General features: G+C 61.0%; 12 protein-coding genes. 4 read left to right on the top strand and 8 right to left on the bottom strand.

Features of this window, described 5'->3' with window-relative positions:
- Window positions 1-64: 64 nt before the first annotated feature.
- Window positions 65-268: a twin transmembrane helix small protein gene (locus tag AC30D9_RS07130; protein ID WP_109752909.1), complete on the top strand. Its 204-nt coding sequence runs from the start codon at window positions 65-67 to the stop codon at window positions 266-268.
- Between the two features lie 24 nt (window positions 269-292).
- On the opposite strand, the gene AC30D9_RS07125 is transcribed toward AC30D9_RS07130, so the two are convergent.
- The 4 genes from AC30D9_RS07125 to coxB form a co-directional block, all read right to left on the bottom strand.
- Window positions 293-1,180 (bottom strand): cytochrome c oxidase subunit 3, encoded by an 888-nt coding sequence (locus tag AC30D9_RS07125; protein ID WP_134922245.1) that lies wholly within the window; start codon window positions 1,178-1,180, stop codon window positions 293-295.
- Between the two features lie 24 nt (window positions 1,181-1,204).
- Window positions 1,205-1,756: a cytochrome c oxidase assembly protein gene (locus AC30D9_RS07120; RefSeq protein WP_490143769.1), complete on the bottom strand. Its 552-nt coding sequence runs from the start codon at window positions 1,754-1,756 to the stop codon at window positions 1,205-1,207.
- Between the two features lie 138 nt (window positions 1,757-1,894).
- A complete protein-coding gene (gene ctaD, locus AC30D9_RS07115; RefSeq protein ID WP_307573108.1) occupies window positions 1,895-3,487 on the bottom strand; it encodes a cytochrome c oxidase subunit I in 1,593 nt (530 codons plus the stop codon).
- 82 nt (window positions 3,488-3,569) lie between these two features.
- Window positions 3,570-4,697, bottom strand: a complete 1,128-nt coding sequence (coxB, locus tag AC30D9_RS07110; protein ID WP_134922248.1) for a cytochrome c oxidase subunit II — start codon at window positions 4,695-4,697, stop codon at window positions 3,570-3,572.
- Between the two features lie 373 nt (window positions 4,698-5,070).
- Here coxB and AC30D9_RS07105 point away from each other — a divergent pair, with 373 nt between their 5' ends.
- A complete protein-coding gene (locus AC30D9_RS07105; RefSeq protein WP_134922249.1) occupies window positions 5,071-5,721 on the top strand; it encodes a hypothetical protein in 651 nt (216 codons plus the stop codon).
- A 129-nt stretch (window positions 5,722-5,850) separates the two neighbouring features.
- Here the strand turns inward: AC30D9_RS07105 and AC30D9_RS07100 are convergent, their stop codons facing one another.
- Window positions 5,851-6,336, bottom strand: coding sequence for an acyl-CoA thioesterase (locus AC30D9_RS07100; protein WP_047703887.1), 486 nt, complete (start codon window positions 6,334-6,336; stop codon window positions 5,851-5,853).
- Window positions 6,337-6,618: 282 nt separating this feature from the next.
- Between AC30D9_RS07100 and AC30D9_RS07095 the strand changes: the two genes are divergently transcribed.
- Window positions 6,619-8,382 (top strand): cation:proton antiporter, encoded by a 1,764-nt coding sequence (locus AC30D9_RS07095; protein ID WP_134922250.1) that lies wholly within the window; start codon window positions 6,619-6,621, stop codon window positions 8,380-8,382.
- 13 nt (window positions 8,383-8,395) lie between these two features.
- Here AC30D9_RS07095 and AC30D9_RS07090 read toward each other — a convergent pair whose 3' ends face one another.
- The 3 genes from AC30D9_RS07090 to uvrD all read right to left on the bottom strand — a co-directional run bounded on the left by AC30D9_RS07090 (window position 8,396) and on the right by uvrD (window position 12,310).
- Window positions 8,396-8,803 carry an SMI1/KNR4 family protein gene (locus AC30D9_RS07090; RefSeq protein WP_003187120.1) on the bottom strand — a complete coding sequence of 136 codons (408 nt, stop codon included), beginning with the start codon at window positions 8,801-8,803 and terminating at the stop codon, window positions 8,396-8,398.
- A 139-nt stretch (window positions 8,804-8,942) separates the two neighbouring features.
- On the bottom strand, window positions 8,943-9,818 hold the full coding sequence (locus AC30D9_RS07085) for a Tim44 domain-containing protein (protein WP_134922251.1): 876 nt from the start codon (window positions 9,816-9,818) through the stop codon (window positions 8,943-8,945).
- 308 nt (window positions 9,819-10,126) lie between these two features.
- Window positions 10,127-12,310 carry a DNA helicase II gene (gene uvrD, locus AC30D9_RS07080; protein WP_307573117.1) on the bottom strand — a complete coding sequence of 728 codons (2,184 nt, stop codon included), beginning with the start codon at window positions 12,308-12,310 and terminating at the stop codon, window positions 10,127-10,129.
- Window positions 12,311-12,571: 261 nt separating this feature from the next.
- Between uvrD and AC30D9_RS07075 the strand changes: the two genes are divergently transcribed.
- Window positions 12,572-15,442, top strand: a complete 2,871-nt coding sequence (locus AC30D9_RS07075; protein ID WP_490143768.1) for a putative bifunctional diguanylate cyclase/phosphodiesterase — start codon at window positions 12,572-12,574, stop codon at window positions 15,440-15,442.
- Window positions 15,443-15,446 lie beyond the last annotated feature (4 nt).

Here is a 15,446-nt window from a genome sequence, read left to right as displayed (position 1 = left end):
GTCCGAAAGCCGTCGAACGGGATAGCTATACTCACGTGCATCGCGTCCCCCCGGAGTGTTCCTGATGCTAAAAGCAGCCATCGTCCTGATGCTGATTGCCACGATTGCCAGCCTGTTCAGCGGCCTGTTTTTTCTGGTCAAGGACGACAGCGATTCCAATCGCCTGGTCATCGCCCTGGCGGTGCGGGTCAGCCTGGCCGCTGTCACCGTCGGCTTGATCGCCTGGGGTTTTTTCAGCGGCCAGTTGGTGTCCCACGCTCCCTGGTAAAGAGCCGCCTTGGTAACCCCTGCCTCAGAGCACGTAGACGAAGATGAACAAGCCGATCCACACCACATCGACGAAGTGCCAGTACCAGCTCGCCGCCTCGAAGCCGAACTGGTGCTCGTTGTCGAAGTGCCCGCGCATGATCCGCATCAGCATGACGAACAGGATGATCGTGCCGATGGTGACGTGGGCGCCGTGGAACCCGGTGAGCATGAAGAACGTTGCGCCGTAGACACCGGAGCCCAGGGTCAGGCCCAGTTCTTTATAAGCGTGGATGTATTCCTCGGCCTGAAAGCCCAGGAAGGCACAACCCAGCAGTACCGTGATCGCCAGCCAGAGTTTCAGCGCGCCGCGATGGCCTTTTTTCAGGGCGTGGTGGGCGATGGTGACGGTGACGCTGGAACTGACCAGCAACACGGTGTTGAGCAACGGCAAACCCCACGGGCTGATGACCTCCTTGGGCGCCGGGAAGAGTTTCGGGTCGGGGTTGTTCAGCAACGGCCAGGCGAACTCGAAGCTTGGCCAGAGCATGTGTGACAGGCCCTTGGTGCCTTCGCCCGCCAGGCCTGGTGCCGAGATGTTGCGCACATAGAACAGCGCACCGAAGAACGCGATGAAAAACATCACTTCGGAAAAGATGAACCAGCTCATGCCCCAGCGGAACGAGCGGTCGAGTTGTGCGCTGTACAATCCGGCGCGGCTTTCCTTGACCACCGCGCCGAACCAGCCGAACAGCATGTAGGCCAGCAAGAGGCCGCCGACGAAAAAGATCAGTGGGCCATGGGATTCCGGGCGCACCGCCTTCAGGTCGTTGAACCAGGTCGCCAGGCCGTACACCGTGACGAACATCCCGACCGTGGCGATGATCGGCCATTTGCTTTGGGCCGGGACGTAATAGTGTTCGTGAGTTGCCATTTATTGTTCTCCTTATCGGGCACGCTATCGGTCAGTGTTTACAGCCACCGGTGGATGACGAGCGGTGATATCGAACAGCGTGTAGGACAGCGTCAGGTGCTTCACTTCCTTGGGCATGTCCCGGTCGACGATGAAGCGCATGGGCATTTCGATGCGTTCGCCGGGTTGCAGCACTTGCTGGGTAAAACAAAAACACTCGGTCTTGTGGAAATACGCCGCCGCGTTGCTCGGCGAGATACTCGGAACCGCCTGGGCGCTCATCGGCCGGTCGGTGGGGTTGTGGGCGACGAAGACCATCTCGTTCACCGCCCCTGGCCGGACCACCAGTTCATTGCCCTTGGGATAGAAGTCCCAGACCATGTCCACCGAATTGGTCGACAGGAACTGCACGCGAACCTGCCGAGACTCATCGACGGTTTGCTCGCCTTCATACTGCCCGGCGGTCTTGCCGTTGATGCCAAACGCCTTGCACATCACGTCGTAGATCGGCACCAAGGCAAAGCCGAAGATGAACATGGCCACCACCACCAGCAGCAGGCGGGTGACCAGTTTCTTCAGCGAAATCGAATCAGCCATGGTTTCCAGTCCCTACCGAGAACCCTGTGGGAGCGAGCCTGCTCGCGATAGCGGTGTATCTGGCACACCGAGTCGCGCTTATCGCGAGCAGGCTCGCTCCCACAAAAGCCGCGGTGTTTCCCACAAAAGCTGCGGTGTTCATTTCACTTCCGGCGGCGTAGTGAAGGTGTGATACGGCGCCGGCGACGGCACGCTCCACTCCAACCCTTCGGCCCCATCCCACGGCTTGGCCGGTGCCGGCTCGCCGCCACGGATGGTCTTGATCACGATGAACAGGAAGAAGATCTGCGTGGTGCCGAACATGAACGCGCCGATGGACGAGACCATGTTGAAGTCGGCGAACTGCAGGTTGTAGTCGGGAATCCGCCGGGGCATGCCCGCCAGGCCGACGAAGTGCATCGGGAAGAACGCCATGTTCATCCCGATGAACGACAGCCAGAAGTGCAGCTTGCCGAGGGTTTCGTCGTACATGTGGCCGGTCCATTTCGGCAGCCAGTAGTAGGCCGAGGCGAAGATCCCGAAGATCGCGCCGGGCACCAGCACATAGTGGAAGTGCGCGACCACGAAGTAGGTGTCCTGGTACTGGAAGTCCGCCGGGGCGATGGCCAGCATCAGCCCGGAGAAACCGCCGATGGAAAACAGGATCACGAACGCCACGGCGAACAGCATCGGTGTCTCGAAGGTCAGCGAGCCCTGCCACATGGTGCTGGCCCAGTTGAACACCTTCACCCCGGTGGGCACGGCGATCAGCAGGGTGGCGTACATGAAGAACAGCTCGCCCACCAGCGGAATGCCGACCACGAACATGTGGTGCGCCCAGACGATGAACGACAGGAACGCAATGGCGGCCGTGGCGTAGACCATCGAGGTGTAGCCGAACAACGGCTTGCGCGAGAAGGCCGGGATGATCGAGCTGACGGCGCCGAAGGCCGGCAGGATCATGATGTACACCTCGGGGTGGCCGAAGAACCAGAACACGTGCTGGAACAGCACCGGGTCACCGCCGCCGGCGGCACTGAAGAAGCTGGTGCCGAAGTGGATGTCCATCAGCATCATCGTCACGCAGCCGGCCAGCACCGGCATCACCGCGATCAGCAGGAACGCGGTGATCAGCCATGTCCAGACGAACAGCGGCATTTTCATCAGGGTCATGCCGGGGGCGCGCAGGTTGAGGATGGTGGCGATCACGTTGATCGCGCCCATGATCGAACTGATCCCCATCAGGTGGATGGCGAAGATGAAGAACGTCACGCTTTCCGGCGCATAGGTGGTGGACAGCGGCGCGTAGAAGGTCCAGCCGAAGTTCGGCCCGCCGCCGGGTGTGAACAATGTCGAGACCAGCAGCAGGAACGCCGCCGGCAACAGCCAGAAGCTGAAGTTGTTCATGCGCGGCAGGGCCATGTCCGGCGCGCCGATCATCAGCGGGATCATCCAGTTGGCGAGGCCGACGAACGCCGGCATCACCGCGCCGAAGACCATCACCAGGCCATGCATGGTGGTCATCTGGTTGAAGAACGCTGGCTCCACGATCTGCAGGCCGGGCTGGAACAGCTCGGCGCGGATCACCATGGCGAACGAGCCGCCCAGCAGGAACATGGAGAAGGCGAACCACAGGTACAGCGTGCCGATATCCTTGTGGTTGGTGGTCAGCACCCAGCGCATCAGGCCCTTGGCGGGGCCATGGGCGTGGTCGGCGCCGGCATGACCGTGGTCATCGATCACAGCACTCATGTCCTGTCTCCTTCGAACGAGTGGGCTGGACGGTGCGGGGCGTTGAGCCCCGACCGGTTGCGAGAACGAACGTCAGGCCGGCTCATTTGCTTTCCGCCTGTTTGAGTTCCAGCACTTCTTTAGGCGTAACCATGTCGCCCTTGTTGTTGCCCCAGGCGTTACGTTCATAGGTCACGACCGCAGCGATATCGACTTCCGACAGCTGCTTGCCGAACGCAGCCATGGCGGTGCCGGGCTTGCCGTGGAAGACAATGCTCAGGTGATCAGCCTTCGGCCCGGTGGCGATTTTCGAGCCCTTGAGTGCCGGGAACATCGGCGGCAGGCCCTGGCCCTCGGCCTGGTGACAGGCCACGCAGGTGGTGTGGTAGATCTTGTCGCCACGTTCCTTGAGCTCGTCCAGGGTCCATTCCTTGCTGGTCAGCTCTTTGAGCTGCGCGGCTTCGGCCTTGCGTTCGCCCAGCCATTTTTCGTAGTCGGGCTTGCTCTTGACCTCCACCACGATCGGCATGAAGCCGTGGTCCTTGCCGCACAGCTCGGCGCATTGGCCGCGATACAGGCCGGGCTTGTCGACGCGGGTCCAGGCTTCGTTGACGAAGCCTGGGATCGCATCGCGCTTGACCGCGAAGGCCGGTACCCACCAGGAGTGGATCACGTCGGCGGAGGTCACCAGGAAGCGCACCTTGGCATCGACCGGCAGCACCAGCGGCTTGTCGACCTCCAGCAGGTAATGCTCGCCCTTGGCGCTCTGGTTATGGATTTGTTCGGCGGGGGTGGCCAGGTTGCTGAAGAACTCGACGTCCTGGCCCAGGTACTTGTAGTGCCACTTCCATTGATAGCCGGTGATCTGGATATCGATGTCCGACTCGCTGGAGTCGTACATCTTGATCAGGGTGGCGGTGGCGGGAATCGCCATGGCTACCAGGATCAGGAAGGGCACGATGGTCCAGAGGATTTCGACGCGGGTGTTTTCGTGGAAATGCGCGGCATTTTGGCCGGTTGAGCGGCGATGCATCATCATCGACCAGAACATGGCGCCGAAGACGATGATGCCGATGACCACACAGATCCAGAAGATGGTCATGTGCAAGTCGAACACTGCATTGCTGATCTGTGTCGCTCCAGGCGCCATATTCACAGTCCAGGCCGCTTGCGCCTGACTGAAAATCGACCACAACAGGAGGCCCATCCATACGTGTGGATGTCGCGTCATTGCGGGTTCCCCTTATCGTTCTTGTTATCCCGTAGGCTTAACGCCTGCGGCAAGGGAGAGCGGTTACATCAGACTGCGAACTCGACCGCCGTGCCTTGCTGCATATGCATCGGGTGTCATCAGCTAACTCCATTCCAACCCGAGTATAGACAGCACCTGCAACCTCGCAACGCGATGGCGTAAATCGTTTGAAACACCCGGGGCTTGCGCTAGAGCCCACGAATGGAGAAGGATGCAAGCCTGAGTGATGGCAAACCGATATAACTGTGACGCAGCAAGGATGAGGCGGTTATGAAAAATAGGTCTTAGGAGTGTTTTTGCGCCAGCTAAGTTATGTCTTCCCTATTTCATTGCCTTGTTTCCTGGAGTTGTCATGAACACCGCCGCATTGCGCGAGCAGATTCAAAAAGCCCAACAACACGAAGCCGAGACCGGCCAGTTGACTCGTCAGTTGGAAGCCCAGCTGCCGAACCTGCACGCCGCCATTCAACTGCCAGACGTTGACGCCAAGGGCGTCATGACCCGCTTTGTCAGCGCTTACATCGAGCAGGTGCCGGACCTGCTGGACGCCGCCAATGAGGTGGCCCGCGAAGCCGGCATCGAATCGCAGATCAAGCCCGTACTGAAAATTGCCGAGCAGTTTTTCCTCCAGCCGCCGAAGGTAATGGAAGGTCACGTCGGCCTTGACGGCCTGTTGGATGAGGCCTACCTGGCGCATCGGTTGGTGGAGGAGGTCAATGACCTGTACATCAAGCATTTCAGCCAGCCGTTGATCCCGCTGGACATGACTGTCGCCAACCTGATCGCTCACCATTTGATCGGCGAACCGTTCGCCAACCAGTTGGATGAAGCCGTGCATCACGCCGTGGACGAAATGCTCGACGAAGATAGCTTTGCGCTGGAGTCGGTGGAGACTTACCGGGACAAGCTGGCCAGCCCGGACACCGGCGCTGCCTGGAAGCGCTGGCCGTGCCTGTCGCGCCAGCTGGGCGTTGGGCTGGAGCTGGATCAGCCAGCGGCCTGATCCATCAGGAAACCCCGTAACCCCTGTGGGAGCGGGCTTGCTCGCGAAAGCGGTGAATCAGTTAGCTAAATGCTGCCTGACACTCCGCTTTCGCGAGTAAGCCCGCTCCCACATTTTTTAAGTGACCGATCAAGGCCCGTCCGCCTTGATCTCCTGGTAGCGTCGCTCCAGTTCCTGACGAATCTGTCGACGTTGCTGAGCCTGTTCGTAACGGCGTTTCGCTTCGCTGTTTTGCGGCTGCAATGGCGGGACAGTCGCGGGTTTACGCTGGTCATCCACCGCCACCATGGTGAAGAAGCAACTGTTGGTGTGGCGTACCGAGCGTTCGCGAATATTTTCGGTCACGACTTTGATGCCCACTTCCATCGACGTGTTGCCGGTGTAGTTCACCGACGCCAGGAAGGTCACCAACTCGCCGACGTGAATCGGCTCACGAAAGATCACCTGGTCTACCGACAAGGTCACCACGTAGCGACCGGCATAGCGGCTGGCGCAGGCGTAGGCGACTTCGTCGAGGTATTTGAGCAGGGTGCCGCCATGGACATTGCCAGAGAAGTTGGCCATATCGGGGGTCATCAACACCGTCATCGACAGTTGGGCGTTTCCGGGTTCCATAACGTACTCACGGTTCAAGGCAGCGATAGTGGAGGGGCACCTCTGCGGGTGCTGGTGAGTGGCCTGTACGCAGGTCACCAAGGTTTTAAAAACCACCGATATCGGGACGCCGCGCCTGTGGTTGCCGTCACGTGCCGATGGATCTGTTTCCATATATTGCACCGTCTTTTTGTCGGAAGTCGCGGTGTTACCCTTCAAAAGCCCGTTGCGAGGGCAATTCCTACAGAGGAAATGGATTTCTCCAGCTCTGCAGTGCGTCATTTTGAACAGGGAGCCCCCGACATGCATGCCATCAGCTTCATTCAGGACTTGGCGATCATCATGATGGCGGCGGGGTTGGTGACCGTACTCTTTCATCGTTTCAAGCAGCCGGTGGTATTGGGCTACATCGTGGCCGGCTTCATCATTGGCCCGCATACGCCGCCGTTCGGCCTTATCCACGACGAAGACACGATCAAGACCCTGGCCGAACTCGGGGTGATCTTCCTGATGTTTTGCCTGGGCCTGGAGTTCAGCCTGCGCAAACTGTTCAAGGTCGGGGCCACGGCCTTCATCGCGGCGTTCCTCGAAATCGTGCTGATGATCTGGATCGGCTATGAAATCGGCCGCTGGTTCGAGTGGAGCACCATGGACTCGCTGTTCCTCGGCGCGATCCTGGCCATTTCCTCCACCACCATCATCGTCAAGGCCCTCAACGACCTGAAGATGAAGAACGAGCGTTTCGCCCAGCTGATTTTCGGGGTGTTGATCGTCGAGGACATCCTGGGCATCGGCATCATCGCTTTGCTATCGAGCATTGCCGTCAGCGGCACCGTGAGCTCCGGCGAGGTGTTTTCCACCGTCGGCAAGTTGTCGCTGTTCATGATCGTCGCGTTGGTCATCGGCATTCTGCTGGTGCCGAGGGTGCTGGCCTACGTGGCGAAGTTCGACAGCAACGAAATGCTGCTGATTACCGTGCTGGGCCTGTGCTTCGGCTTCTGCCTGCTGGTGGTGAAGCTGGAATACAGCATGGTGCTCGGGGCGTTCCTGATCGGGGCGATCATGGCCGAGTCCCGGCAACTGCTGAAAATCGAGCGGTTGGTTGAGCCGGTGCGTGACCTGTTTAGCGCGATTTTCTTCGTCGCCATCGGGCTGATGCTCGATCCGGCGATATTGCTGCAGTACGCCTGGCCGATTGCGGTGATCACAGGCGCGGTGGTGCTCGGCAAGATGTTGTCCTGCGGTCTCGGTGCCTTTATCGCCGGCAACGACGGACGTACCTCGCTGCGAGTTGGGATGGGTCTTTCGCAGATCGGCGAATTCTCCTTCATCATCGCGTCATTGGGGATGACCCTGCAGGTCACCAGCGACTTCCTCTATCCAGTGGCGGTTGCCGTCTCGGTGCTGACCACACTGCTCACGCCTTACCTGATCCGGGCCGCCGATCCGTTGTCCGTCAAGTTGGCGACGGCCATGCCGCAACGACTGACGCGGGTATTGGGGATGTATGGCGAATGGCTGCGCAGCATCCAGCCCCATGGCGAAGGGGCGATGGTGGCGTCGATGATCCGGCGGATCTTGCTGCAGGTTGGGGTCAACCTGGCGCTGGTTATCGCGATTTTTGTCTCGGGCGGTTATTTCGCCGAGCGAATGTCGGCCTACCTGCAAGCCTGGATCAGCGACCCGAGCTGGCAGAAGGCATTGATTTGGGGCGGGGCGTTGCTGTTGTCGCTGCCGTTCCTGATCGCCGCCTACCGCAAGCTCAAGGCGCTGTCGATGTTGCTGGCGGAGATGGGCGTGAAGCCGGAGATGGCTGGCCGCCACACCCAGCGCGTGCGTCGGGTGATCGCCGAAGTGATCCCGATCCTCTCGCTGCTGGTGATTTTCCTGTTATTGGCAGCCTTGTCGGCCAGCATTCTGCCGACCAACAAGTTACTGGTATTGATCGCCGTGGTGGCGACTGCCGTGGCGGCACTGCTCTGGCGCTGGTTCATCCGCCTGCATACGCGGATGCAGGTGGCCTTGCTTGAAACCCTGGACAATCACAAGGAATCGTCCGGGCATTGACCAGCGTCGGGCCTCAGCTTTCCAGCCAGACGTCCCGCGCCCAGTGCCAGACCGATTCCCAGGTTTCTTCGGCGATCAGTTCTTCTTCGGCCTGCCACAGCACCACGGTGCCGTCTTCTTCGACGCAGTAGTAATCGTCGCCGTCCTGGCAGATCGGGATCAGGCTGCGGTCGACACCGGCGTCCCAGGCATTGGCGGCCACGTCTGGCAGGTAGGTGTGGGATTGTGGATCGGTGACGGTCACCGGTTCCAGGCTGCCATAGACCACGTCGCTGACGGTCAGCAAAAACTCCCTGAAGACGAATGGGATATCGATGAACAGCTGCTCTTCGATCTCTACCAGCAGGTCTTCGTCGGGCAACTCCAGCGGAACCGGCACGGGCTCGTTGGCTTCACGCAATTGTTCGATGATTTCTTCCACGTCCGGGATCCTCTTTCTCGATGGCGCGGTTTTACATGGAGCGGTTTATACAGTAGCTCGCTATAGATGCAACCGCGAAATGGAAAACCCCGGCCTGAGCCGGGGTTCTTTTATTTCAACATGCAAACCGCGCAAAGGTTCAACCGTTCTGGCGGATACCGGCCACCAGCCAAGGCTGGTCATTGCCCTGGGCACGTTCCATGTTCCAGCTTTCGCTGAACGCCTCGCCCTTGTCGAAGCGAGAATCCTTCGACACACCGCTGAAGGTCAGGGTGGCGATGGTCTTGTCGGCGCGATCGTCGACACCGTCCAGTTGTACCTGCAGATTGTCGATATAGGTGGACTGGAAGCCATCACCCAGCTCGGCCCGCTCGCGCTTGAGGAACTCCAGCAGTTGCGGGGTCACGAACTCGGCGATCTTGTCCATTTCGTTCGCGTCCCAGTGTTGCTGCAAGGACATGAAGTGGCTGCGCGCGGCTTCGATGAAGCGTTGCTCGTTGAACCAGGCCGGTGCATTGATGACCGGACGGGCGGCCACAGGCGCTGCCGAACCACCGAAGATCGAGCCACTGGCTGGCTGCTGGTTGAACACTTCACGCTGCATCGGCGCGTGGCCGGCCGGAGCCAGTTGCTCCTGCTGCTTGCGACGACGGGCGGCAATGAAGCGGAAGACCAGGAAGGCGATGACCGCCATGATCAGGATGTCGAAGATCTGCATGCCCTGGAAGCCGTCGCCCATGAACATGGAAGCGAGCAAGCCGCCGGCGGCGATGCCGGCCAGGGGGCCGAGCCAGCGCGAAGCACCGCTGGCCTTGGTGGCTGCGCCCGCGGCACCGGCCGCGCCTGCGGTGGCGGCAGTGGACCCGGCGGCCGAGGACGGCGCCATCTGGCTGGTCTGGTGAGTCGGGGCTGCGCCCGAGCTTTTACCACCGCCAAAGCGCTTGGCGGCATTGGCGTCGATGGCCATCGTCAGGCCGATGCACAGCGCCATGGCGATGCTAAGAAAACGTTTCATATAAAGGCATTCCCATTTGTGGATAGCACGCGCGCCATGTTGCACAGCTGAACTGTTGCTGGCTAGCGACAGAGTGTTTCGGGCTTTTGCGTGACAGGTTAGGTTCAGCTTCGCCGCGCAAGAGGGCTTGTTCGCTTTGGGCTGTAGGAAAGGGGGACAAGTTCTATCGGAAAGTCGGCAGGCGTAAGTAACCCGACCTGTGGGAGCGAGCCTGCTCGCGATGGCGGCGTGTCAGTCAACATTATTCTTGACTGATCCACTGCTATCGCGAGCAGGCTCGCTCCCACATAAAGCTGTTCTGACAGCTTTTAGATCGCTTCCAACTTGGCATACCCCAGCATCAGCCACTTGCTGCCTTCGCTGAAGTTCACCTGCACCCGGGCCTGGGCCCCGGCACCCTCGAAGTTGAGGATCACGCCGTCGCCGAATACCGAATGCCGTACGGTCTGGCCGAGGCTGAAGCCGGTTTCCGGAATATCGCTACCGCCGAACAGGCTGCTGGTGCTTTGTTGCTGGCCGCCGCCGAACGGTCGGCTGACACTGTTGGACAGCCGCACTTCCTGAATCAGGCCCTTCGGCACTTCACGTACGAAGCGCGACACCTTGTTGTAGGTCTCGCTGCCATACAAGCGTCGGGTTTCGGCGTAGGTCAGTACCAGGTTCTGCATGGCGCGGGTGATACCGACATAGGCCAGGCGCCGTTCTTCCTCCAGACGTCCCGGTTCCTCCAGGCTCATCTTGTGGGGGAACAGGCCTTCTTCCATGCCCACGAGGAACACGTAGGGGAATTCCAGGCCCTTGGCGCTGTGCAGGGTCATCAGCTGGATGCTGTCTTCATGCTCGTCGGCCTGGGTGTCGCCGGCCTCCAGGGAGGCATGGCCCAGGAAGGCCGACAGCGGTGACAGGTCTGCGTCTTCTTCGGTGTTCTCGAAGTTGCGCGCGGCGCTGACCAGTTCCTCGAGGTTTTCTACCCGGGCCTGGCCTTTCTCGCCTTTTTCCGCTTCGTGGTAGGCGATCAGGCCGGATTGCTCGATGACGGTCTGGGTCATCAAGTGCAGCGGCATCTCCCCGCACTTGGCGGCGAGGTCTTCGATCAGGTCCATGAACGCCTTCAGCGCACCGGCGGCGCGACCGGTCACGCCTTTGTTGGCGACCAGCTGACGCATGGCTTCCCACATGGACACGTGGCTGTGGCGGGCGTGATCGCGAATGGCTTCGACGGTTTTCTCGCCAATGCCCCGCGTCGGCACGTTGATCACCCGCTCCAGGGCCGCGTCGTTGCCGCGACCTTCGATCAGGCGCAAGTAGGCCATGGCGTTCTTGATTTCGGCACGCTCGAAGAAGCGCTGGCCACCGTAGATGCGGTACGGGATCCGTTCGCGCAGCAAAGCCTCTTCCAACACCCGCGACTGGGCGTTGGAGCGGTACAGGATGGCGATGTCGCTGCGGGCCAGGCCGGTTTTCAGCGCGCTTTCGATGGTTTCCACCACGTAGCGGGCTTCATCGTGTTCGTTGAAGGCGGCATAGAGGTTGATCGCTTCGCCTTCGCCGCCATCGGTCCACAATTCCTTGCCCAGGCGCCCGGTATTGTTGGCGATCAGGGCGTTGGCGGCCTTGAGGATGCCGGCGGTGGAGCGGTAGTTCTGTTCCAGGCGGATGACTTCGGCGTCGGGGAAGTCCGCCGAGTACTGGTGAATGTTCTCGATCTTGGCACCGCGCCAGCCGTAGATCGACTGGTCGTCGTCACCCACTACCATCAGGCTGTCGCCGCCCTTGGCCAACAGGCGCAACCAGGCGTATTGCACGGCGTTGGTGTCCTGGAACTCGTCCACCAATACATGCCGGAAGCGCTTTTGATAGTGAGCCAGCAGGCCTGGGTGGTCGCGCCACAGGTCCAGGGCCCGGAGCAGCAGCTCGGAGAAGTCGATGACCCCGGCGCGCTGGCACGCCGCCTCGTAGGCTTCATAGATGCTACGCATGGTCGCCAGGAACAGGTCGCCGCTGGCCTGGATGTGCTGCGGGCGCAGGCCTTCGTCTTTCTGGCCATTGATGAACCATTGCGCCTGGCGGGCCGGCCAGCGCTGCTCGTCCAGGCCCAGCTCGCGGATCACCCGCTTGACCAGGCGTTGCTGGTCGTCGCTGTCCAGGATCTGGAAGGTCTGGCTCAGCCCGGCTTCCTGCCAGTGCGCCCGCAACAAGCGGTGCGCCAGGCCGTGGAACGTGCCGACCCACATGCCGGCGGGGTTGATGCCCATCAGTTGCTCGATGCGATGGCGCATCTCGGCCGCGGCCTTGTTGGTGAACGTCACCGACAGGATCGAATGGGGCGAGGCGTTCTCGACCTGGATCAACCAGGCGATACGGTGCACCAGCACTCGGGTTTTACCGGAGCCAGCACCGGCCAGGACCAACTGACGACCCACGGAGGCTGCTACGGCCTGGCGTTGGGCATCGTTGAGGGAGTTCAGCAGAAGGGAGAGATCATCGCGCATCGGGGCATTCTAGGGTGCGGCGTCACCCCGGGCAAACCGAGCTTTGCATCAGCCGATAAAAGACCGGTTGTGGATGACCGGTGGGTCACAGGCTACAGCCATTGGCGGGGCTCGCTCGGGAACGGCGCCACCCAATGAAACAACGGCTTTTTTCAGTATTTTTATGAGCTGGGGCAGTGTGGGATGGCCCATGGCTTGTGTATGCTCGGTGCTCGCTTCGGGTTCTCCACGCTCCACTGAATAAGAACAAGAACAGTGCCAATGACCCTCAATTCCGATCCGGCGGGCCCCTGTGTGGAACCGCGGGTCATCTACAAGCAGTACGCCACGGAGATGGCGGTCGAGCGCACGCGTCTGCTGTATCAAGGCTCATTGCTGCCTACGCTGTTCATGTTGCTCAACGGTCTGGTCTGCGCCGTGCTGTTATGGGAGCCGCGACGCTATTTCCTGGTCAGCGTCTGGCTCGTCTGGTTGTTGTCACTGGTGGCGTTGCGGGTGATCCAGGTGGCGGCTTTCGATTCGGCCATGCCAGGCCGCCAGGCGCACCCGATCTGGCTGCGTATGTTTTTGCTGGGCTCGGCGATGACCGGCCTGACCTTGGCCGGGGCTGGTATCGCGCTGGTCCCGGCCGACAGCTTCCAGCAGCAGGCCTGGGTGTTCGGCCTGATTGGCGCGGCCGCCCTGTCGGCCAGTGTGGCCTACGCGGTGAGTCTGCCTGCGTTCCTGTCCTTTACCTTGCCCTGCCTGTTGCCGGCCATCGGCTATCTCTTCTGGGGCGGCGATGAGCAGCAACGCGGGTGGGGCTGGCTCGGGCTGATTGTGCTGGTCTCGCTGAGCGTGGTGGCCTGGCAAGTCAACCGGTTGATCAAAAGCGGCATGCTGCGCCGTTTCCAGAACCAGGCGCTGATCGAGCACCTGCAGCAGACGCAGGCCCGTAGCGTCGAGCTCAACACCGCGCTGGCCCGGGAGGTCGAGCAACGTCGTTGTGCCGAGGAGCAACTGCGGGCGGCCCAGGTTGGCCTGGAGGCGCGGGTAGCGCAGCGCAGCCTTGAACTGGAGGTCGCCAGCCAGGCCCTGAGCAAGAGCGAGGCGCGTCTGGCCCTGGCTCTGAAGGCCAGTGAGCTGGGGTTGTGGGATTGGAATCTGCAGACTGACGAAGTCCACCACACTCAACTCAAGGAACTGTTCGGCCTGGAGCCCGAATACATCACGGCGATGCTCAGCCACCTCACCCCGCGGCTGCACCCCCAGGACGTGCCGGCGCTCAAGCGAGCCCTGGTCGAACACCTCAAGGGCCGCAGTGAGGATTACCAGATCGAATACCGTGTGCGTCATGGCGATGGTCACTGGGTCTGGATCGAAGACCGTGGCCGGGCGGTGGAGCGCAGCGAGAGCGGACGGGTGCTGCGCATGGTCGGCACCCGGCGCGACATCAGCGCCAGCAAGGAACTCGAGCAGCAACGGCAACTGGCGGCCACGGTGTTCGAGGCCGCCAGCGAAGGTATCGTGATTTTCGACCCCAACTACGTGCTGCTCGCTGCCAACCAGGCATTCACGCGGGTTACCGGTTTCGATATCAATGAGATGCTCGGGCGCAATGTGGTTGAGCTGCCGTGCAGCCGCGACGCGCGCCGGCACTACCCCGTCATTCGCCAATCGCTCAAGCAGCACGGCACCTGGCAGGGTGAGTTGGTAGAGGCGCGGGCCAACGGCGAACTGTACCCGCAATGGCTGCAACTGAACGTCGTGCGCAATGCTCGGGGAAATGTCAGCCATATCGTCGGCTTCTTCGCCGATCTTTCGGCTCGACGCGAATCCGAAGAGCGGATGCGCTACCTGACCCATTACGACGAGCTGACCGGGCTGGCCAATCGCTCGCTGTTTCGCGAGCGCCTGCACGAAGCCCATCAGCGTGTGCGCCAGGGCGGACGGCGCAGCCTGGCGTTGCTGCATATCAACCTGGACCGTTTCAAATTGCTCAACGACAGCCTTGGTCATGACATCGCCGACCAGTTGTTGCAGAAAATGGCCCGTCGCCTGATCAATGCGTTGCCTGAGGCGGATACCATCGCCCGGCTGTCCGGCGATGAGTTTGCGGTGTTGTTCGATGCTTATGGCAACCTTTCAAGCCTGGCGCGGGTGGCGACTCGCCTGGCCGCCAAGTTGCGAGTGCCGCTGACCATCGAAGGCCATGAACTGGTCCTCAGTGCCTCCATCGGCATCAGCCTGTTGCCCGACAACACGCGGGAAGTGGCCATGCTGGTCAGCCAGGCGAACATGGCCATGCAGCATGCCAAGCATCTGGGGGGCAACAATTTCCAGTTCTACACCGACAGCCTCCAGGCCAGCACGCTGGAGCGCCTGCAACTGGAGAATCAGCTGCGCAAGGCCTTGGAAGAGCGGCAGTTGAAGGTCTTTTATCAACCCAAACTGTGCCTGGCGACCGGTCGCCTGAACGCCGCCGAGGCGTTGGTGCGTTGGGATCACCCGGTCATGGGCCGGGTGCCTCCGGGGGATTTCATCGGCCTGGCCGAAGAAACCGGGTTGATCGGGCCGATTGGCGAATTCGTGTTGCGCCAGGCTTGTTGGCAGGCCTGCGAATGGCAGCGCCAGGGGCTTGCGCCGATCAGGGTGTCGGTCAATCTGTCGGTGCATCAGTTGCGCCAGGGCAAGCTGGTCAGCCTGGTGCGGCAAGTGCTGGAAGAAACCGGCCTGGAGCCCCGATACCTGGAACTGGAGCTGACCGAAAGCCAGTTGCTCGACAGCGTCGAGCACATCATCGCCACGTTCCAGCAATTGCGTGACCTTGGGGTCAAGCTGGCGATCGACGATTTTGGCACCGGTTACTCATCCCTGAGTTACCTCAAGCGCATCCCGGTGGATTACGTGAAGATCGACCAGGCGTTTATTCGTGGGTTGGGCGAGGGCAGCGTGGATGCGGCCATTACCCGGGCAATCATCGCGATGGCCCATGGATTGTCACTCAAGGTCGTGGCCGAAGGCGTTGAGCGGCAGGAGCAGCTTGAGTTTCTCAGCAACGAGCATTGCGATGAGGTTCAGGGGTATTTGATCAGCCGACCGGTGGAAGCCGAGGGCGTGGCGGAGTTATTGCGGGCCCAAGACTTGGGTTGATATT

This window comes from Pseudomonas sp. DF11 (assembly GCF_058148565.1).
This window is presented reverse-complemented; position numbering and strand designations above follow the sequence as displayed.